Source organism: Sphingomonas sp., from assembly GCF_029239295.1.
Lineage (GTDB): Bacteria > Pseudomonadota > Alphaproteobacteria > Sphingomonadales > Sphingomonadaceae > Sphingomonas.
On the sequence record NZ_JAQZBC010000013.1, the window covers coordinates 64197 to 84158 of the forward strand.

Genomic DNA, 19962 nt, shown 5'->3' on the forward strand with positions numbered 1-19962 from the left:
CGTGGAGGATGCACGGCAGATGGCCGGGGCTGACGACGCCCCCCCCATCTTCTACCAGACCGAGGCGGATCATCACGATCACAGCTCCGGCGGGACGATGCTGGGCTTCTGGATCTATCTGATGAGCGACGCGCTCATCTTTGCGACGCTCTTCGCCACCTATGGCGTGCTCAGCACCGGCTACGCGGGCGGCCCGGCCCCGTTCCAGATCTTCGATCTGAAGCTGGTCGCGCTGAATACCGCGATGCTGCTGATCTCCTCGATCACCTGCGGCATGGCCATGATCGCGATGGAGCGCGGCAACGTTCGCGGCACGCAGATGTGGCTGGCAATCACCGGCCTGTTCGGCGCGGCGTTCATTGCCATCGAGCTCTATGAGTTTGCGGAGCTGATCCACGAGGGCGCGACGCCGATGCGCAGCGCCTTCCTGTCGGCCTTCTTCACGCTCGTAGGCACGCATGGCCTTCACGTGTTCAGCGGTCTGATCTGGATCGCCGTCATGATCGTCCAGGTGGGGCAGCGGGGGCTGATCCCCGAAAACCGCCGCCGTCTGATGTGCCTCAGCATGTTCTGGCACCTGCTCGATGTCGTCTGGATCGGCGTCTTCACCTTCGTCTATCTGCTCGGAGTTCTGCAATGAGCACGCCTCCCGCAACGGCTCACGCCTCCGACCACGCGCATGATCAGCATCATGACGGGCCTCCGCCTGATGGTGGCCATGGGCATGGCTCGGCTCGCGGCTATGTCATTGGCTTCCTGCTGTCGGCAGTGCTGACGGCCATCCCCTTCTGGCTGGTCATGTCCGGCACGCTGGCGGCACAGACAACCGCCGTTATCGTGGTCGCGCTCGCCTTCGTGCAGATCATCGTGCACACGGTCTTCTTCCTGCATGTGAACCGTCAGGCGGAAGGTGGCTGGACGCTGCTGACGCTCCTGTTCACGCTGGTGATCGTCGCCATCGTTATCGCTGGATCGCTGTGGATCATGTACCACCTCAATACCAACATGATGCCGATGGACGGCATCGGCATGTGATGCGGCGCGTCGCTTTCGCCGCCTTGTGCCTGGCGCTCGCCATTCTCTTCGCGGGCCTGGGCATCTGGCAGGTCGAGCGACGCGCTTGGAAACTTGATCTGATCGCCAAGGTGGAGGGTCGGGTTCGCGCCGCCCCCACCGCCCTCCCCCCCCGGAACGAGTGGCAGCGGGACAACGCCTACCGCCGCGTCCGCGTGACCGGCACCTTCCTCCATGATCGCGAAACGCTGGTTCAGGCGCTGACCGCACTGGGCGGCGGCTGGTGGGTGCTCACCCCGCTCCAGACGAACGATGGCACCATCCTCGTCAACCGCGGCTATGTGCCCGACGACCGCCGCGATCGCGCGACCCGGCGGGAGGCGCTTCCGTCCGGTTCGGTGACCATCACCGGCCTTATGCGCGCAACCGAGCCAGGCGGCGGCTTCCTGCGCAACAATGATCCGGCCGCTGAGCGATGGTTCTCGCGCGACGTGGCAGCCATCGCCAAGGCACGTAATCTGGGGCCAACTGCGCCGTTCTTCATCGACGCGGATGACACGCCCAACCCCGGCGGCTTTCCGGTCGGCGGGCTGACGGTGATCTCCTTCCGCAACAATCATCTGTCCTATGCCGTGACGTGGTTCGCGCTCGCGCTGCTCAGCGTGGCGGGATCTGTGATGGTCCTGCGCAGCGGCAAACGGCGGCACTGATGGAGGCACCGATCCTCGCGCTCACGCGCCGCCGGTCGGACCAGGCGGGATCGTCGCGCGATTCCACCACCGCGGAAAATATGCGGCAGTTGGTCCACCTGCGCTGGATCGCAGTGGCCGGGCAGCTCATCACCATTCTATTCGTCGAATACGGCCTCGGCTTTCACCTCCCGCTGATGCCGATGCTGCTGGTGATCGCGGCTCAGGCGATTGCCAATATCATCAGCTTCGCGCTGCTGCGGCGACAGCAGGTACCGCGCGTCGCGCTGCTGCTCGGGCTGCTGTTCGACGTTGGCTCGCTGACCGCTCAGCTCTCGCTCAGCGGCGGCGCATCCAACCCGTTCGTGTCGCTTTATCTCCTTCAGGTCGTGCTGGGCGCGATCCTGTTGCAGACATGGTCCGTATGGGTGTTGGTGGTACTGACCGCCATCTGCTTCGCCGGGCTGACCGTCGGCAGCCGCCCGCTTGATTATCCGCCCGAACTGGAGCCGTTGATCGGTGATCTCACGACATTCGGCGCGTGGCTCAGCTTCGTGCTCAGCGGCGTGCTGTTGGCGATGTTCGTGACCCGCATCAGCCGCAACCTGCGCGCCCGCGACGCCTTTCTCGCCGACCTGCGTCAGCGTACTGCGGAGGAGGAAGGCATCGTTCGCATGGGCCTCTTCGCCAGCGGTGCCGCGCACGAACTCGGCACCCCCCTGGCCTCGCTCGCCGTCATTCTCGGCGACTGGCGCCGCTTGCCCAAGATCGCTCAGGATCCGGAACTCGCCGCCGAGCTCGATGACATGCAGGCCGAGGTGCAGCGCTGCAAGGCGATCGTCACCGATATCCTCCATTCCGCCGGTGAGCCGCGCGGCGAGGCAATGGAAAGCGTCGCGGCGCGCGCCTTTCTGGCCGACATCGTCGACGAATGGCGCCCGACGCTTGCCAGTGCGCCGCTGGTCGTCGATCTCGACACGTTGGGCGACGCTGCCGTCGTCGCCGGTGCGGCGCTTCGCCAGGCAGTCTGGAACTTGCTCGACAATGCTGCGGAGGCGTCGCCCGGCGGCGTAACGTTGCGCGCCAGTCGTCAGGCGGACGAACTCGTCATTGCGGTGATCGACGGCGGCCGCGGCTTTACCGAGGCGCAGCTGGCCAGCCTCGGCAAGCTCTATCAATCGGGCAAGGGCGCGGGGCACGGCGTCGGCCTGTTCCTCGCCAACAATGTCGCGCGCCGGCTGGGCGGCCGGCTTGAGGCACTCAACCGCGCTGGCGGCGGCGCCGAAGTTCGGCTGGTTCTGCCACTGGCGCCGCAGCGCCGCTCGGATCAGCGCGGGGCGTCGTTTTGAATGCAGCCCCAACCTGTTAGATCAGCAACATGACCGAACAGCGCCGCCTTCTCATCGTCGAGGATGACGCGACCTTCGCGCGCACCCTGCAACGCTCCTTCGAACGGCGCGACTATACAGTCTGGGTGGCACACGGTCCGGCTGAGGTCGAAACAGTGCTTGAAGCTGGGCATCCCGGCTATGCGGTGGTGGATCTGAAACTGGGCAGCGCCTCTGGCCTCGCCTGTGTGGCGCGGCTCCACGCTTTCGATCCCGCGATGCTCATCGTCGTCCTGACCGGCTTCGCCAGCATCGCGACGGCGGTCGAGGCTATCAAGCTGGGCGCGTGCCATTACCTCGCCAAGCCTGCGAATACCGACGACATCGAGGCCGCATTCGGCAAAGCCAGCCTCGGCGATGCGGCCGTCCCGATCGAGGGCCGCAGCACGTCGATCAAGACCCTGGAATGGGAACGGATCAACGAAACGCTCGCGGAAACCGGCTTCAACATCTCGGAAACCGCACGGCGGCTGGGGATGCACCGGCGCACGCTGGCCCGCAAACTGGAAAAGAAACCCTTGCGGTGATCCGGGCAAATTAACTTTTAGGTAAGCATTGTGACAGAAGGTTCCGGCATGTCGCCCGCGCTTGAAGAAGAGCGCTTGCGCGCCCTCCGCACTCTCGAAGTGCTCGATACGGCGCCGGAAGCAGAATTTGACGCCGTCGTTCAGGGTGCGCGCTATCTGTTCGGCTGTTCGATGGCGTTCGTCTCGCTGCTCGACGTGAACCGCCAGTGGTTCAAGGCACGCTGCGGCTTCGACGGGGAGGAGACCGCCCGCGACTTGTCGATCTGCCAGCACACGGTGGCGGCGGACGAGACTCTGGTCATCCCTGACACGCTGAACGATCCGCGTTTCGTCGCCAATCCGTTTGTGACTGATCCGCCGCACATCCGCTTCTACGCCGGCGTCCCGCTGCGCATCCGCGCCGATCCGGATCGCCCGCCGATGCCGGTTGGCACACTATGCGTCGCCGATGACAAGCCACAGCATCCCTCGTCCGAGCGGATCGCGCTGCTCGAAGGAATGGCGCGCGTGATCGAGGCAGTCCTTGTCGCCCGTCGAACCAGCCGAACCAGCCTGCGCCTCGCCGTTGAGCGGCAGGAGGCGCTGGTCGAGATCGAGCGTGCGCAGCGCCTGTTGCAGCAGGCCGAACGCATGGCCCGGATTGGTTCGTGGCGGGTCGATCTCAAGACCGGCCGTTCGCACTGGTCGGCGCAGACCTATGCGATCCACCATCTATCCCCCGACGTCGATACGTCGAGCATCGAGCCGCTGTCCTTTTACGCGCCGGGTGACCGCGCGCTGCTGCAAGAAGCGCTGGCCGCATGCCGGAAGCATGGCCAGCCGTGGGATCTGGAGCTCGACTTCGTGAACGCCGATGGCGTGCAGCGCCGCGTTCGCACGATGGGCGAGCCCGAATGGCGTGATGGCGCGGTCGTGGCGATGATCGGCGTGGTCCAGGACATTACCGAGCGCTACAAGTTCGAACGCCGCCTGCGCGAGTTCGCGCTGACCGACGACCTGACCGGACTCGCCAGCCGGCGCGCCTTCAACGAACAGCTCGACGCCGCGATTGCCACCGCGGCAGGGACATCCTCCCCGCTCGCCGTCGCGATCATCGACCTTGACCGGTTCAAGGAGGTCAACGACCGCCTTGGCCATCCGGCAGGCGACGAGGTTCTTCGCGTCATCGCCTCGCGCCTGCGCGAAGTGGACTATCTGGGTGATTGTCTTCCCGCCCGGCTCGGCGGGGATGAGTTCGTTCTTCTGTTGCGCGGTACGCATGCGCGCGAGCGGCTGGCGGAGGGGATCAAGACGTTGTTGTCGGAGCTTCGCCACACCGTCTCCGCGGATGATCGCGCGATCACGGTCTCCGCCACGATCGGTGCATGTGTGCTGGATTCCGGTCATCCGGATCGCTCGACGCTGCTGCAGGGTGCGGATGACGCTTTGTACCGCGCCAAGCGCCTGCGCCGCGGCACCGGCGCGATTGCCGGGCAGCCCGCGATCCTCACTGCCCCCGACAGTCAGACGATCTAGGCGGGAGCCGCAGGCACGCGCCTTCAAAGCGGTCGCCACTTCCCCTTCCGCCGGCTGGTCAAATGAACCATGCGGCACCGGTCGCAGCGGTAGGGAAACAGCGCCAGCTCCTGCTGCTGCGCGAACGCTGTCGCCTGCTCCACACTGGCGAACTTCCGTTTGCGCTGACAAATACTCAGCCTGGTTCGCATTCCTGCCCCGCCCCTGCCCGCCCCCTGCCCGGATGACGCAGACTAGCGCATCCCGCGTCGCAACGCTCTAAGCGGCGATACTCGCGGCATAGCTCTTTTCCTCAACCAGGTCTGAATCGAGCGCATGGTTGATCTCGCGCTTGATCGCGGCGCGCTCGTCATTGCGCTGATAGACGGCGCGCGCCAGCCGGATGAACTCGGGCCCAAAATCGCGCGCCGCTTCCTGTTCGCGGATCGCGTCCTCGATCTCCCACAGCGCTTCATTGACCCGCTTCAGCGCTTCGACCAGCACCGCCACCCCGCCGCGGTTCAGCGCCGCCGCGCCGATCGACTGCAGCAGACGATATTCGCGTAGCACATTCGTCCGTGCATCCGCGCGCGTGATCCGGTCGCGCTTGATCTCCAGGATCGTGATCTTGTCGAGCAATTCACCCCAGGACACGGGAACTGACGGTGCCGCAATCGTCGCCATGATCCGACCTTTCGTTGTTGGTGAGGGAGGCATTGCGCGCCGCGATCGCTCGGCCGACGCGGGCGATCACGCCCGCCCAGTCGCCGGGCGACTGCTGCACGAACAGGCGCATGTTCGGGTACCAGGGGGTGTCGATTTTCGCCGGGTTCCAGCGCCAGTCCGGCTCCGCCTTCAGCAGCAGCCAGGTCGGCCGCCCAAGCGCCCCGGCCAGATGCGCGATCATCGTATCCACCGTGATGACGAGGTCGCACGCCGCCACCAGCGCGGCGGTAGCGTCCATGGAGAACGGACAACCGTCGGGGTTGAGCACCGGCAGCGGTGACGGCTCGGGCACCAGCGAGACGCAGCGGCCACCCTCAGCGATCGGCGCCAGCAGCCGCGGATCGAACGAGCGCGACGGATCCCAGTCCCCGCCCTGATGGCACAGTCCGATCACGTCGCCCGGCACTGCCGCCGGCGTGGCGCGCAGATACGGGATCGCCATCGCGTCGGGCCGGCGTCGCAGGGCGAACGGCAACTCGGTGATCTCGATGTCGCATTCGGCGGGTGGAAGGGGACGGGCATGGTCGAACGACACCAGCGACAGCCTTGCATCCACGCTGCTGAGCAGGGGATGCAGCCGCTCTGGCGCCTCCACCGTCACGCCCCCCGCCCTGGCCGCCAGCGCCGGCAGAAATCGCGCAAACTGAAGCGTGTCACCCAGCCCGTGATAACAGCGAACCAGCACGTCGCGGCCGTCAAACGGCCGGCCATCCCACACCCACCGCTGATGATAGGGAACGCCGGGGTCGTCGCGCTTCGCCGGGTCTCGCGCCGCAAGATCACGCGCTGACAATGCCCAGGCACGCGGATAATCCTCCGCGCGCATCGCCAACATCCATTCCCGGGCGCCATCTTCCATCAACAACCTGGAATGTTGCTGAGGCGCCCGCGGTTCCATCAAAGATTCGCCGGGCCTGCATCACTTACCGCGCCCTGCGAACAGGGAACACGTTGAAAGTCCGTTCGTTAAGCGAAACGATGACTCTCTCCACTTGGTGGGTGAGGGGCTTAATGCTGTCGTGGCGCCGCACACTGCGGGCCGACATCCAGGGGGTGCGATGCCGGTAGCCGAACGTTCCAATGACCAGACGCAGCATCACTCGCTAAGTGACAGCATCGCTGCCCTCGCCCCGTGGTTTCACAACATCGATCTGAACGGCGTGGAGACTGCGCCCGACCATTTCCTGGGCAATTACCCGGCGGACAAATTTGCCCGCTTCGCCTCGATCGTCCCCGCCGATCTCACCGGCAAGAGCGTGCTCGACATCGGCTGCAACGCCGGTTTCTACTCGGTCGAAATGAAGCGGCGCGGCGCAGAACGTGTCGTCGGTGTAGACAGCGACGACCGCTATCTCGCGCAGGCCCGCCTCGCGACCGGGGCACTTGGCTTCACCGGCGTCGAATTCCGCAACATGTCGGTTTATGATGTCGCGGCGTTGGGCGAAAAGTTCGATCTCGTCATCTTCATGGGCGTGCTTTACCATTTGCGCCACCCGCTGCTCGCGCTTGACCTCATCCGCGAACATGTCGCCCGCGACGCCATGCTGTTCCAGACGCTGCAACAGGGCTCATCTGATGTGGCCGAGGTGCCCGAAGATCACCCGTTCTTCGAACCGGGCACCTATCGTCAGCCGGCGTATTTCGACGCGCCCGGCTATCCCAAGATGCACTTCATTGAACAAAAATTCGCCGGTGACTGGACGAATTGGTGGGCACCTAATGCCGCCGGCAGCCAGGCGATGCTGCGCGCCGCCGGCTTCAGCGTCGCGGCTCAGGCCGATGGCGATGTCTATTTCTGCCGGGTCGCACCGGTGCCGTTCGAGCAGTTCGGCCCGGCAGCAGTCTATCCAGCTAAGGGGGGAATAAGTTCGTGATCGAAGCGGCGATGATCTGGAATGAGCCGAACAACAAATCGCATTGGGATCCGGAAATCGATCCCGATTGGTCATCCTACGCCGATCACGTCATTCGCGCGGGCAATTCGATCGCCGCGATCAACCCAGCCGTCACCCGCGTGCTGGGCGGCATGTCGCCGATCGACCCGCAATGGGTGAACCGGATGCGCGCGCATGGCGCGCTTGACGCGGTGGACGTGATCGCCGTCCATGGCTTTCCGCTCGATTGGAACCTGTGGTCGATCCATGATTGGCCCAAGAAGATCGCGGAGATCGAGGAAGTCGTCACCGACAAGCCGATCTGGGTGACGGAGGTGGGCGTCGGCTCCTTCGGGGCGGAAGAGGTGCAGGTCTTCGGCGTGGAGAAGACCGCCGAGCTGCTGATCGGCCGTGTCCCCAACATCTACTGGTATTCGCTGTTCGATCTGCCGCACTCATGGGGCGCGACCACCCGTCACCGCGAGGCGGAGGGGTCCAGCTATTATCGTCACTTCTATATGGGCCTCATCCGCGAAGATGGGACACCCAAGCCGTCACTCGACGCCTATGCCCGCTACGCCGCAGACATGGGGCTGATGCAGTGGTTCCATTTCGAGGATCCGCGGCTTGACGAGGCGGTGGACTGGCTGAAGCGGCTCGGCACGCGCAAGCTGCGCACCGGGCTCAGCTGGGCCGATCGCTTCCGCCCCAATGCGCTCGACTGGTTCGATCGCCAGATGGAGGCGCTGGCTGATTTCGAGGTCACCGTCACCTTCTGCTTCACGCCGGAGCATCTGGGCGTTCAGCCGCATCACACCAGCCCGGCGCGCGATCCGCAGATGTTCGCTGATTTCTGCGCCGAGATGATCGATCGCTACGCGCCGGCGCAGGCAAGCTCGGGGCAGGCCACGCCGCTCAAGCTCGTCGCTTCCGCCTGAAGGGCTGCTCGATGAAGCCTCGTCTCGGGTTCCTTGGCACCGGCTGGATCGGGCGGCACCGCATGGCCGCCATGGTCGCGACCGGCGGCGTCGATGCCGTCGCCGTCTGCGACCCTTCGCCTGAATGTATCGCTGAGGCGGCCACCATCGCCCCGACGATCCATATCGTCGATTCGCTCGACGCCATGCTCGCGCTCGACATTGACGGCGTGGTGATCGCGACCCCCAGCGCGCTTCACGCCGATCAGTCGATCCAGGCGTTTCAGGCGGGAAAGGCAGTGTTCTGCCAGAAACCGCTTGGCCGCACCGCGGCCGAGGTGGACGCGGTGATCGCGGCGGCGCGCGCGGCGGACCGCCTGCTCGGCGTCGATCTGTCCTACCGCCATACTGCCGGGATGGAGGCGATCGCCGGCCTGATCCGTGAAGGTACGCTCGGCGACGTCTTCGCGATCGATCTGACCTTCCACAACGCCTACGGCCCGGACAAGCCGTGGTTCTACGATCCGGCGCAATCGGGCGGCGGCTGCGTCGTCGATCTGGGCGTCCACCTCGTCGATCTCGCGCTCTGGGCGCTCGGCTTCCCCAAGGCGACCGAGGCGCAGGCCGCGCTCTACGCTGGCGGGCAGCCGCTGCACCCGGGATCAGTGGAGGATTATGCCAGCGCCAGCTTCAAGGCGGGCGGCACGAACGTGCGCCTCACCTGCTCCTGGCGCCTGCACGCCGGGCAGGATGCCGTGATCGCCGCCGACTTCTATGGCACTGAAGGAGGCGCGGGCTTCCGCAACATCGGAGGCAGCTTCTACGATTTCACTGCCGATCATTTCACCGGCACTGCCACTCACCGACTGACCGATGGGCCAGACGATTGGGGCGGCCGCGCTGCCGCCGCCTGGGCGACGCAGCTCGCACGCAGCCACCGCTACGATCCTGCGGCGGATCATTTCGCCCGCTCGGCGGAGGTACTCGACCTCATCTACGGTCGCTGATCGGCATGGCGTCGCGTCCCCGGACCATACGCAAGGTGGGCGTCCTCACCTTTCACCGATCGATCAATTACGGCTCCTATTGGCAGGCGCGCTGCCTGGTGGAGGGGCTTCGCGCGCGCGGCCATGATGCAGAACTGCTCGATCACCGGTCGCGCTGCGTCGATTGGCGGGAGGCGCGTAATGCCTTCCAACCCACCCTGCCCGCGCGGACCGATCCACGGCATTTTGCCGCGCTCGGTCGCAAGACGCGCGCAATGATCGCCGCGGTCGACGCGCTGCCGCTGTCGCCCCCCTTCCCGCTCGAGGATCCAGCGGCGTCGCCTCGCTACGACGCGGTCGTGGTGGGCAGTGACGAGGTCTGGAACTTCCGTCACCCGTGGTTCTCGGGGGCGTCGATCTTCTTCGGCAACCGCCTCAACACCGACCGCCTCGTCTCCTACGCGGCCAGCTTCGGCAATCACGACGCGGCGGATGGCGTCGACAATTGCTCGCTCGACCGCCTGCGCCGTTTCCACGCGATTTCGGTGCGGGACGAGAATAGCCGTGCCCTGCTCGCCCCCTTGGCAGCCCATCACGGGTCAGCAAGCGACGGCCTGCCGCTGGTTCTCGATCCCTGCCTTCAATTCCCTCGTGTCGTTCCTGAAGCCGCGCCGACAGGCGCCGGCAGCTATGCGATCGTGTACGGCCACAGCTTCCCCGACTGGTTCGCCGCCCAGCTGCGCCGCTGGGCGGACCGCACGGGCACGCGGCTTGTTGCGATCGGCTATCCGAGCGACATCGCCGATGAGGCCAGGATCGACGCCGATCCGGCCGAGTTCGCCTCATTGTTCGCCGGCGCGCGCGCAGTCGTGACCAATTTCTTCCACGGCTGTGTCTTCGCGATCCGCCACAATCGCCCGTTTGTCTGCGCCGCTTCGCCCTATCGCCGCAACAAGGTGCAGGATCTCACCCGCGTCTTGGGGCTCGAACATCATCTCGTCAGCGAAGGCGTCAGCGATGCCGACATCGCCGATCGCCTCGGCGCTCTCCCTACAACGCTCGCCGATCGTCTCGCCGAACAGCGGGCCGCCTCCGCACGCTTCCTCGATCATGCCCTCGCCTGACGCGCTCACCCCTTCGGACATCGTCGCCTCGGGGCTGTGCATTGGCTGCGGTGGCTGTGCGACGCGTGGAATGGAGTGGGATCGCTACGGTCAGCGCAAGCCAAGCAATGCCACCCTCACTGACCACGCAACGGCGCATGGCGCTGCCCACCCGGCTTTCGCCGCAACCTGTCCCTTCTCACCCATCGCGCGCAACGAGGACCAGCTCGCTCTCGCTCGCTTCCCCGCCGCTCCCCATCAAGACCACCGCTTGGGCCGCTACGAGGCCAATTACGTCGGCCACGCTAATCAACGGCCCTTCCGCGAGCGCGGCAGCTCGGGCGGCATGGTCAGCTGGGTCGCCGCTGACCTCCTCGCCGCAGGCGTGATCGACGGTGTGGCGCATGTGATTCCGTCGGCCGGCGACCGGCTGTTCCATTACCGCATCTCACGCACCCCGGATCAGATCCTGGAGGGCGCGCGCTCGCGCTATTATCCGGTCGATCTGGCCGAAGTGCTGGCTGAGATCCGCGCCACGCCCGGCCGATACGCCATCGTCGGCGTTCCCTGCTTCATCAAGGCGGTCAGCCTGTTGCGCGAGCAGGATCCAGTCCTGAACGAACGCATCACGCACCTGCTCGGCCTGTTCTGCGGCCATATGAAAAGCGCGCAGTTCGTCGACAGCTTTGCCTGGCAGCTCGGGGTGGAACGCGAGGAAGTGCGCGCCGTCGAATATCGCCGCAAGGATCCTGATCGCCCCGCGAACTGGTACACCGCTCATCTGACGCTCAACGACGGCACCGCCCGCTGGCAGGACTGGTTCCACCTCGCCGACGGCGACTGGGGTGCTGGTTTCTTCCAGAATTCCGCCTGTGACGCCTGCGATGATGTGGTCGCGGAATGCGCGGACGTGTCATTCGGCGATGCCTGGGTAGAGCCCTATTCGTCCGATGGTCGTGGCACCAATGTGGTGATCGTCCGCTCGCCCGAGATCGCCGGTCGCATCGCCTCTGCGATCACCGACGGCCGCCTCGATCTCACCGCGGTGGACGCCGACTTCATCGCCGACACGCAGGCCGCGGGCTTTCGCCAGCGCCGCGAGGGCCTCGCCTATCGCCTGACATGGCAGAAGCGCCGGGTGACCGCGGTAAAGCGGGTCGCGCCGCGTGCCGGCGGCCATCCGCCACGCCGCCGCGCCATCTATCGCCTGCGCGCCGCGATTGCGCGCTGGAGCCACCGCACAGCCTATCTGGCAAAACGGTTGAACCAGCCCTGGCTCTACACCCGCTGGGCCGCCGCCAGCCTCTATGTCTATCAGGCCCTCGCCTACAAACGCGGCCGCCTCGGACGCCTGCTCGCCCGCCTCGACGGGGTTGAGGGCTGAGCGCAACGAAAAGGGGCTGCGAAGCGACCCCTTTCCCGTTTCACTCAACGATACGATCAATACCGGAGGCTCACGCCGGTCAGCTGCGATGCAGTAGCTTGGACGACCCGATCCTGGCTGATCCCCTGATTGCAACGGCAGAGCGACCTTCGACGACACCAAATCGCCCCATTATGTGACAGTTTTGTCACGAGAGCTCCAAAATTTCCGTTTCTGTGCACCGCGCGGTTGCGGCCGGGCGCCAAAACGAGTTTTCCGGCCGCCCCACGTTCAGGGAAATAAAAGAGGGTTTTGTCGATGCGTACTTTCCACTGGTTGTCAGCGACTGCGCTGGCGACCGCCGCCGTTATGATGCCGGGCATCGCCCTGGCGCAGAGCGAGCCGCAGTCCGGCGACGCGTCGACTGTTGGTGCCGCCACCGGCGAGCAGGAAGCTGATCAGTCCGGTGAAGCGATTGTCGTCACGGGTTCGCGTATCCGTCGTCCCAACGACGATGCGCCGACGCCGATCACGACGTTTGATTCGCAGCAGATTTTCTCGACCGGTCGCGTCGCGGTCGGCGACGCCTTGAACCAGCTTCCGCAGTTCCGCTCGTCGCTCGGTTCGCAGAACTCCACCTCGGGTCTCGGCGTTCGTGGTGTGAACTTCCTCGACCTGCGCTCGCTGGGTCGCGCTCGTACGCTGGTTCTGGTCAATGGCCGCCGCCATGTGTCGGCCGACATCATCAACAACGGCAACGCCGTCGACATCAACGCGATGCCGACCGACCTGATCGAGAACGTCGAAGTCGTCACCGGCGGTGCTTCGTCGGCAGTCTACGGTTCGGACGCGATCGCGGGCGTGGTCAACTTCCGGCTGAAGCGCGATTACGACGGTATCGCGCTTCGCGGTCAGACCGGCATCAGCGATTATGGCGATGCGGGTAACCAGTACCTCTCGATCGTCGCCGGCAAGAACTTCGCCGATGGCCGCGGCAATATCGCGTTCAACGCGGAATTCGCGCATCAGAGCGACTATTACGCCTCGGGCCGTCCGAACCTGCGTCAGAACGACGCCTTCATCGTTGTCGACACGGACACCGGCGCGGCGTTTGACAATGCTCCAGATCGCGTTTTCTATCGTGACCTGCGCGGCGCCACGATCTCGCTGGGTGGCCAGCTCGGCTTCCGTCAGGGTGCCAACCCGGGTTGCGGCGTCGACGCCGTGGGCACCGCCTTCACCTGCGGCTATCTGTTCGACCGCGACGGCAACCTGACGCCGCAGACCGGCGAGCGCGTCGGCCTGGGCCCGAACGGCAATTACATCGGCGGCAACGGCACGACGAGCCGCGAGGGTCGCCTGACCGCACTGTCGCCCGACCTGAAGCGTTATGTCTTCAACGCGCTCGGCCATTTCGAAGTGTCGGAGGGTTTCGTGCCCTTCTTCGAAGCCAAGTACGTTCGCACCGAAGCGCGCGGCTCGCAGAGCGGCCCGTTCTTCTCGCAGGGTCAGACGCTTGCCGACGGCGTAGCGATCGCGGGCTTCACCGACCGGTCCTACTCGAACGCTGGAAGCAGCAGGGTCAACCGCGAAGGCATCCGCCTCGACAACCCGTATCTGAACGCGTCTGCCCGTGCGACGATCGCTGCACAGCTTCGCAACTCGATCAATTCGGGCGTGAACCCGAACTCGGGCGCGGCGTTCAGCGGCGCCTCGGCCGCCGCCAACCAGGCAGCAGCGCTGGCGCAGGTCGATGCCGGTACCTATCGTTTCAGCCTGCGTCGCAACTGGCTGGACCTCGGCATCCGCGACGAGCAGATCGAGCGTGAGACGTTCCGCATCGTCGGTGGTGTCCGCGGCGATTTCAACGACGACTGGAACTACGAGTTGTCGGTGAACTACGGTGAGCACCGCGAAAACAACCTGATCTCCGGCAACGTGAACACCCAGCGTTACCTGCTGGCACTGGACACGACGCGCAACGCCGCTGGTCAGATCGTCTGCCGTGCGCAGGTTGACGGCGCCTATGCCGGCAGCGACCTGGGTGGAAACCCGGCACAGCTCGCTGCCGATATCGCAGCGTGTGTTCCGCTGAACCCGTTCGGCGAGGGCTCGGTCAGCCAGGCCGCGCGCAACTACATCCTGTCGCCGACCGAAGCGTCGGGCAAGTCGACGCAGCTCGTCGTCAACGGCTTCGTCTCGGGCGATTCCAGCCAGCTGTTCGAACTCCCGGGCGGCCCTGTCGGCTTCTCGGTGGGTGGCGAATATCGCCGCGAAACGCTGACCTATGACCTCGATCCGCTGACCCAGGCGGGCTACAACTTCTACAACGCAATCCCGAGCTTCCGCGCGCCTGCGTTCGAAGTGAAGGAAGCGTTCGGCGAATTGTCGATCCCGCTTCTGAAGGACGTGTTCCTGTTCAAGGAACTGACGATCTCGGGTGCGGCCCGCGTTGCGGATTACAGCGGTTCGGTCGGCACCGTTGTGGCGTGGAACGGCAACGCAACCTGGCGTCCGATCGACGACCTGTTGCTGCGTGGCGGTTACTCGCGGTCGGTGCGTTCGCCGTATCTGGGTGAGCAGTATTCGCCGCTCGGTCAGAACTACACACCAGCACCGAGCGATCCGTGCTCGGCGCGCAACATCAACACTGGTTCGGCAACGCGCCCCGCGAACTGTGAAGCGGCCGGGCGTCCGGCAGGTTATGACTTCGTCTACACCTCGTCGCTGGAAATCCAGAGCGGTGGCAACCGTCAGCTTGAGGCGGAAACGTCCAACTCGCTGACGCTGGGCGGTGTCTTCTCGCCGCGCTTCGTGCGGGGTCTGTCGCTGTCGGTCGATTACTACGACATCACGGTCAACAACGTGATCACGTCGCCGTCGGTCCAGCAGGCCTTGAACGCGTGCTACGACGCACCTAACCTCAACAACCAGTTCTGTGATCTGTTCACTCGCGCTGGTGCCGGTGGTGGTCCGAACGGCGAAGAGGCGTTCCGGGTTATCGAGGGATCGTTCCAGGATCTTCCGCAGAACTATGCCCGCTTCAAGACGCGCGGCATCGACACGCAGGTCGCCTATAACCGTGACTTCGGCTTCATGCGGGCGAACTTCAAGGCGGTCTGGACTCACCTGATCCAGCTGGACCAGTTCACCGATCCGTCGCGTCCGGACTTCAAGAACGTTCTGACCAGCGAACTCAGCTACCCGAAGGATCAGGTGATTGCGTTCACCGACCTTCGCTTCGGCAATTTCACGCTCGGCCACACGATCCGCTGGATCGATGGCATGTACCTGAACACGTTCGAAGACTATAACAGCGTGAACGGCCAGCCGCCGCAGAACCCGGATTATGCGACGATCCGCAAGTATCCGTCGGTTGTGTACAACGACATCCGCTTCGGCCTCGACGTTGAAGACAACTTCACGCTCGATTTCGGCGTCAACAACGTTGGCGACGTCAAGCCGCCGTACGGTCTGACCGGCATCACCACCGGCTCGGGCATCTACGACAACCGCGGCCGCTTCTTCTATGCGGGCTTCCGCGCACGCTTCTGATCCAACGATCGGATTGCACTTCTGGGGGGTCGGCGATGCCGGCCCCCTTTTTTTGTGCCGGCTTCGCCCTCGTCGTCGTTCGCTCTGGGAGAACGTTGAGCCCGGGGCGCGCATCGGTTGGCGAGGCAGCGGGAAGCGCACGCGCACGGGCAACGATGATCAATTCCGTCACCCGCTGGCATCCCCAGAGCCCAGTTCCTACATCGCGGGTCTATCCCCCCGACCGGAACGGAAGTAGAACTAGACGCATGCTGACTCACATCTCCGTCCGCGGCGCGCGCGAGCACAATCTCAAGGACGTAAGCGTCGATATCCCCCGGGATACGCTGACGGTGATCACCGGCCTCTCCGGCTCCGGCAAGTCGAGCCTCGCCTTCGACACCATCTATGCCGAGGGTCAGCGCCGCTACGTCGAGTCGCTCTCCGCCTACGCGCGCCAGTTCCTAGAACTGATGCAGAAGCCGGACGTCGATCATATCGAGGGGCTCTCCCCCGCCATCTCGATCGAGCAGAAGACCACCAGCCGCAATCCCCGCTCCACCGTCGCGACGGTGACTGAGATCTACGATTACATGCGCCTGCTCTGGGCGCGTGTCGGCATCCCGTACAGCCCTGTCACCGGGGAGCCGATTGCGGCGCAAACGGTCAGCCAGATGGTCGATCGTGTCATGGCGCTGCCCGAAGGCACGCGGCTCTACCTGCTCGCCCCCGTCGTGCGCGGCCGCAAGGGCGAGTATCGCAAGGAAATGGCCGAATGGCAGAAGGCCGGCTTCACCCGCGTGCGGATCGACGGCGAGATCCACGAGATCGAGGACGCGCCCGCGCTCGACAAGAAGTACAAGCATGACATCGAGGTCGTGGTCGATCGCCTCGCGGTGAACGCCGACATCGCCACCCGCCTCGCCGACAGTTTCGAAACCGCGCTGAAGCTCGCCGACGGCCTCGCCTATGTCGATCTCGCCGACGGCGTCGTGCCCGGCCGCGAGGATGAGGCCGCGTCCGGCGGCGCGATGAAGAACGCCGGCGTCCCCGCCAACCGCATCGTCTTTTCCGAAAAGTTCGCCTGCCCGGTCAGCGGCTTCACCATCGCCGAGATCGAGCCACGCCTGTTCTCCTTCAACGCCCCCCAGGGCGCCTGCCCGGCGTGCGATGGCCTGGGCGAAAAGCTGATCTTCGACGAGGATCTCGTCGTCCCCAACCACGCGCTCACCATCAAGAAGGGCGCCGTCGTCCCCTGGGCGAAGTCGAACCCGCCCTCGCCCTATTACATGCAGGTGCTCGGCTCCCTCGCCCGCGCCTATGATTTCAGCCTCGACACCCCCTGGGCGGATCTCTCGCCCGAGGTGCAGAGCGTCATCCTCCACGGCACCAAGGGAAAGCCGGTCACCCTCACCTTCATCGACGGCAAGAAGAGCTACGACGTCAGCAAGCCGTTCGAAGGCGTCATCGGCAACCTCAACCGCCGCATGCTTCAGACCGAGAGCGCGTGGATGAAGGAAGAACTGGGCAAGTACCAGTCGTCCCAGCCGTGCGAGGTCTGCCACGGCGCCCGCCTCAAGCCCGAGGCGCTGGCGGTCAAGATCGCGATGCAGGACATCAGCCACGCCACCCACCTCTCGGTGGTCGACGCGCTCGCCTTCTTCACCGATCTGCCCAGCCACCTCAACGACCAGCAGCGCGCCATTGCGGAGCGCATCCTGAAGGAGATCGTCGAGCGGCTCGGCTTCCTCAACAACGTCGGCCTCGATTATCTCAACCTCGATCGCACGTCGGGCACGCTGTCGGGCGGCGAGAGCCAGCGCATCCGCCTCGCCTCGCAGATCGGCAGCGGCCTCTCCGGCGTCCTTTACGTCCTCGACGAGCCCTCGATCGGCCTGCATCAGCGCGACAATGACATGCTGCTCGCCACGCTCCGCCGCCTGCGCGATCTCGGCAACACCGTTCTCGTCGTCGAGCATGACGAGGATGCGATCCGCACCGCCGACTATGTGATCGACATGGGGCCGGGCGCCGGCGTCCACGGCGGGCAGATCGTCGCGCAGGGCACGCTCAAGCAGTTGCTGAAATCGAAGGGCTCGGTCACCGCCGATTACCTCAATGGCACGCGCGAAGTCCCCGTGCCCGCCAAGCGCCGCAAGGGCAACGGCAAGAAGCTGACGGTGCACAACGCCACCGCCAACAATCTGACCGGCGTCACCGCGTCGATCCCGCTCGGCACCTTCACCTGCATCACCGGCGTCTCGGGCTCGGGCAAGTCCAGCTTCACGATCGACACGCTCTACGCCGCCGCCGCACGCCAGCTCAACGGCGCGCGCATCCTGGCGGGCAAGCACGACAAGGTCACCGGGCTCCAGCATCTCGACAAGGTGATCGACATCGATCAGTCGCCGATCGGCCGCACCCCGCGCTCGAACCCGGCAACGTACACCGGCGCCTTCACGCAGATCCGCGACTGGTTCGCCGGCCTCCCCGAAAGCCTGGCGCGCGGCTACAAGCCCGGCCGCTTCTCGTTCAACGTCAAGGGCGGCCGGTGCGAGGCGTGCCAGGGCGACGGCCTGCTCAAGATCGAGATGCACTTCCTCCCCGACGTCTACGTCACCTGCGACGTGTGTCACGGCGCGCGCTACAATCGCGAGACGCTGGAGGTGAAGTTCAAGGGCCATTCGATCGCCGACGTGCTCGACATGACGGTCGAGGACGCGGCGGAGTTCTTCAAGGCCGTGCCCCCGATCCGGGACAAGATGGCGATGCTGGTCGAGGTGGGCCTGGGCTACGTCAAGGTCGGCCAGCAGGCGACGACGCTCTCCGGCGGCGAGGCGCAGCGTGTGAAGCTCGCCAAGGAACTCGCCCGTCGCGCCACCGGCAACACGCTCTACATCCTCGACGAGCCGACCACCGGTCTGCATTTCGAGGACGTGCGAAAGCTTCTCGAAGTGCTCCACGCCCTCGTCGAACAGGGCAACACCGTGGTGGTGATCGAGCACAATCTGGACGTCATCAAGACCGCCGACTGGGTGCTGGACCTCGGGCCAGAAGGCGGCGTCAAGGGCGGCGAGATCGTCGCCGAAGGTACGCCGGAAGTGGTGGCAGCGGAACCGCGGAGTTTCACGGGCAAGTATCTGGCGCCGTTGCTGGGGAAGCGTCAGGCCGAGGCGGCGGAGTGATCCGTACTTCCTCCCCGAGCCTGCTCGGGGAGGGGGACCAGCGAAGCTGGTGGAGGGGCTGGCTGTGCGTGACGCCCGCCCGTCATCGTGGCCTTGAGCCGGGGTCCATCGAGCCGCAGGAGGCGGTGGTGCTGTAGGTGCGGCGACGGTAACACGACAGCCCGAGCAAATTCGCTAGGACGCACTACCTACGTCTTGCTCAAGATCATGCACTTCACGAGAGATAAGCTTGCTGAATTCGGCGTCGATCGAAGCCGCCTCCCAAGCAGCAACCACTTCTTGAGGACGACCTGACAGTGCGGTGATCGCCGCCACCTTGTCAGCAGAGTCGAAATTGTCGAAGTTCGGGATGTACTTTGTATCGGATAGATTGAACCGTGTTTCACGATATGATTTTAGGAATCTCTTTACCAAAGAAATCTTGTCTTCCGTAAATCCTACCGAATTCAACCTATTTCTCACGAACTTGTCGAGATGCGCCAACTGCGCCATATTTTCGGTGTAAGAGAAGAACATCATCCAGCCACGCCGCTTTTTGTCCACGATACAACCCGTTATCTTCAGGTTGAGACGAAAGAGCGTTCTTGTCCAGTCTCCGCGATACTTATAGTCCGTTATTACCTTTGACAGATTAATGAACATCTTGCGGTAAGATGATTTTCTAACCGACACCTTCTCAACTGAGATGTGATATCCTAGAAAGTCAATCCCCTGAGATACAGGCTTTATCTCTGTCTTTCCGGAGCTTCCCTTCGGATGTACAATTAGACCACGGCTTTTTAGAGCGCGCGATATCCTTTTGAGTTCATCATCGGCTTTTGCAGTATCGCATATCAGAAGTATGTCGTCGACGTACCGGCAATAGGACGGATTTCTATGTACCTGGGCTTCGTCGAACCTGATCATGTATAGGCTCGATAGCGCTCCAGAAATGCTCAACCCTTGCGGAACGCCACGGACGTTCGAACTCTCATCCCCGGTGGGTGTCGCTACAGCTTGAAGACACAAATTACGGACCATCTCAGAGGACAAGAATCTATTTAGCTCTCTATCTAGGAGCCTATTGACGTGCTCCCCTGAAACTCTGCCAGTTTGAGCTAGAGTCCGCCTTCGTGAGGAGACGGACGTGAAGAAGACCAGGTTCAGCGAGGAGCAGATCATC

At 64.4% G+C, this 19962-nt stretch carries 16 protein-coding genes; 13 read left to right on the top strand and 3 right to left on the bottom strand.

The genetic code is table 11. The annotated features are described in order from the left end of the window. Window positions 1-19: 19 nt before the first annotated feature. The 6 genes from cyoC to K0S66_RS12975 are packed head-to-tail and all read left to right on the top strand — an operon-like array spanning window position 20 to window position 5133. Window positions 20-640, top strand: coding sequence for a cytochrome o ubiquinol oxidase subunit III (gene cyoC / locus K0S66_RS12950; RefSeq protein WP_301075889.1), 621 nt, complete (start codon window positions 20-22; stop codon window positions 638-640). Next, window positions 637-1035, top strand: a complete 399-nt coding sequence (cyoD, locus tag K0S66_RS12955; protein ID WP_301075864.1) for a cytochrome o ubiquinol oxidase subunit IV — start codon at window positions 637-639, stop codon at window positions 1033-1035. The genes cyoC and cyoD overlap by 4 nt, the downstream gene beginning before the upstream one ends. Next, complete coding sequence (locus K0S66_RS12960; protein WP_301075865.1) at window positions 1035-1724, top strand: SURF1 family protein; 690 nt, start codon at window positions 1035-1037, stop codon at window positions 1722-1724. Before cyoD ends, K0S66_RS12960 begins: the two co-directional genes overlap by 1 nt. Continuing rightward, complete coding sequence (locus tag K0S66_RS12965; RefSeq protein WP_301075866.1) at window positions 1724-3052, top strand: ATP-binding protein; 1329 nt, start codon at window positions 1724-1726, stop codon at window positions 3050-3052. Before K0S66_RS12960 ends, K0S66_RS12965 begins: the two co-directional genes overlap by 1 nt. A gap of 29 nt (window positions 3053-3081) precedes the next feature. Beyond that, window positions 3082-3618, top strand: coding sequence for a response regulator transcription factor (locus K0S66_RS12970; protein WP_301075868.1), 537 nt, complete (start codon window positions 3082-3084; stop codon window positions 3616-3618). 30 nt (window positions 3619-3648) lie between these two features. Continuing rightward, window positions 3649-5133 (top strand): diguanylate cyclase, encoded by a 1485-nt coding sequence (locus tag K0S66_RS12975; RefSeq protein ID WP_301075869.1) that lies wholly within the window; start codon window positions 3649-3651, stop codon window positions 5131-5133. Between the two features lie 258 nt (window positions 5134-5391). Here the strand turns inward: K0S66_RS12975 and K0S66_RS12980 are convergent, their stop codons facing one another. Together K0S66_RS12980 and K0S66_RS12985 are read right to left on the bottom strand one after the other, a co-directional pair. Further along, on the bottom strand, window positions 5392-5796 hold the full coding sequence (locus K0S66_RS12980; protein WP_301075871.1) for a DUF6165 family protein: 405 nt from the start codon (window positions 5794-5796) through the stop codon (window positions 5392-5394). Next, window positions 5753-6697: a glycosyltransferase family 9 protein gene (locus tag K0S66_RS12985; protein ID WP_301075872.1), complete on the bottom strand. Its 945-nt coding sequence runs from the start codon at window positions 6695-6697 to the stop codon at window positions 5753-5755. The genes K0S66_RS12980 and K0S66_RS12985 overlap by 44 nt, the downstream gene beginning before the upstream one ends. 199 nt (window positions 6698-6896) lie before the next feature. Between K0S66_RS12985 and K0S66_RS12990 the strand changes: the two genes are divergently transcribed. The 7 genes from K0S66_RS12990 to uvrA all read left to right on the top strand — a co-directional run bounded on the left by K0S66_RS12990 (window position 6897) and on the right by uvrA (window position 18800). Beyond that, a complete protein-coding gene (locus K0S66_RS12990) occupies window positions 6897-7712 on the top strand; it encodes a TIGR04290 family methyltransferase (protein WP_301075873.1) in 816 nt (271 codons plus the stop codon). Next, the gene (locus tag K0S66_RS12995) at window positions 7709-8650 is read left to right on the top strand and encodes a glycosyl hydrolase (RefSeq protein WP_301075874.1); all 942 of its coding nucleotides are present in this window, start codon (window positions 7709-7711) and stop codon (window positions 8648-8650) included. The genes K0S66_RS12990 and K0S66_RS12995 overlap by 4 nt, the downstream gene beginning before the upstream one ends. A gap of 11 nt (window positions 8651-8661) precedes the next feature. Next, a complete protein-coding gene (locus K0S66_RS13000) occupies window positions 8662-9636 on the top strand; it encodes a Gfo/Idh/MocA family oxidoreductase (RefSeq protein WP_301075875.1) in 975 nt (324 codons plus the stop codon). 5 nt (window positions 9637-9641) lie between these two features. Continuing rightward, complete coding sequence (locus K0S66_RS13005) at window positions 9642-10739, top strand: polysaccharide pyruvyl transferase family protein (RefSeq protein WP_301075876.1); 1098 nt, start codon at window positions 9642-9644, stop codon at window positions 10737-10739. Beyond that, window positions 10726-12102 carry a Coenzyme F420 hydrogenase/dehydrogenase, beta subunit C-terminal domain gene (locus tag K0S66_RS13010; RefSeq protein ID WP_301075877.1) on the top strand — a complete coding sequence of 459 codons (1377 nt, stop codon included), beginning with the start codon at window positions 10726-10728 and terminating at the stop codon, window positions 12100-12102. Before K0S66_RS13005 ends, K0S66_RS13010 begins: the two co-directional genes overlap by 14 nt. A gap of 348 nt (window positions 12103-12450) precedes the next feature. Continuing rightward, complete coding sequence (locus K0S66_RS13015; RefSeq protein WP_301075878.1) at window positions 12451-15636, top strand: TonB-dependent receptor; 3186 nt, start codon at window positions 12451-12453, stop codon at window positions 15634-15636. Window positions 15637-15884: 248 nt separating this feature from the next. Continuing rightward, window positions 15885-18800 carry an excinuclease ABC subunit UvrA gene (gene uvrA / locus K0S66_RS13020; RefSeq protein ID WP_301075879.1) on the top strand — a complete coding sequence of 972 codons (2916 nt, stop codon included), beginning with the start codon at window positions 15885-15887 and terminating at the stop codon, window positions 18798-18800. Window positions 18801-18974: 174 nt separating this feature from the next. Here the strand turns inward: uvrA and K0S66_RS13025 are convergent, their stop codons facing one another. Then, window positions 18975-19961, bottom strand: a complete 987-nt coding sequence (locus K0S66_RS13025) for an RNA-directed DNA polymerase (RefSeq protein ID WP_301075880.1) — start codon at window positions 19959-19961, stop codon at window positions 18975-18977. Window position 19962 lies beyond the last annotated feature (1 nt).

What these genes read in the sequence shown, in the direction of transcription:
- K0S66_RS12965 (WP_301075866.1), top strand. Translation starts at nt 1,724, where the DNA reads ATGGAGGCACCGATCCTCGCGCTCACGCGCCGCCGGTCGGACCAGGCG.
- K0S66_RS12980 (WP_301075871.1), bottom strand. Translation starts at nt 5,796, where the DNA reads ATGGCGACGATTGCGGCACCGTCAGTTCCCGTGTCCTGGGGTGAATTG.
- K0S66_RS13015 (WP_301075878.1), top strand. Translation starts at nt 12,451, where the DNA reads ATGATGCCGGGCATCGCCCTGGCGCAGAGCGAGCCGCAGTCCGGCGAC.
- K0S66_RS13005 (WP_301075876.1), top strand. Translation starts at nt 9,642, where the DNA reads ATGGCGTCGCGTCCCCGGACCATACGCAAGGTGGGCGTCCTCACCTTT.
- K0S66_RS12990 (WP_301075873.1), top strand. Translation starts at nt 6,897, where the DNA reads ATGCCGGTAGCCGAACGTTCCAATGACCAGACGCAGCATCACTCGCTA.
- K0S66_RS13010 (WP_301075877.1), top strand. Translation starts at nt 10,726, where the DNA reads ATGCCCTCGCCTGACGCGCTCACCCCTTCGGACATCGTCGCCTCGGGG.
- uvrA (WP_301075879.1), top strand. Translation starts at nt 15,885, where the DNA reads ATGCTGACTCACATCTCCGTCCGCGGCGCGCGCGAGCACAATCTCAAG.
- cyoC (WP_301075889.1), top strand. Translation starts at nt 20, where the DNA reads ATGGCCGGGGCTGACGACGCCCCCCCCATCTTCTACCAGACCGAGGCG.
- K0S66_RS12985 (WP_301075872.1), bottom strand. Translation starts at nt 6,697, where the DNA reads ATGGAAGATGGCGCCCGGGAATGGATGTTGGCGATGCGCGCGGAGGAT.
- K0S66_RS13000 (WP_301075875.1), top strand. Translation starts at nt 8,662, where the DNA reads ATGAAGCCTCGTCTCGGGTTCCTTGGCACCGGCTGGATCGGGCGGCAC.
- K0S66_RS13025 (WP_301075880.1), bottom strand. Translation starts at nt 19,961, where the DNA reads ATGATCTGCTCCTCGCTGAACCTGGTCTTCTTCACGTCCGTCTCCTCA.
- cyoD (WP_301075864.1), top strand. Translation starts at nt 637, where the DNA reads ATGAGCACGCCTCCCGCAACGGCTCACGCCTCCGACCACGCGCATGAT.
- K0S66_RS12960 (WP_301075865.1), top strand. Translation starts at nt 1,035, where the DNA reads ATGCGGCGCGTCGCTTTCGCCGCCTTGTGCCTGGCGCTCGCCATTCTC.
- K0S66_RS12970 (WP_301075868.1), top strand. Translation starts at nt 3,082, where the DNA reads ATGACCGAACAGCGCCGCCTTCTCATCGTCGAGGATGACGCGACCTTC.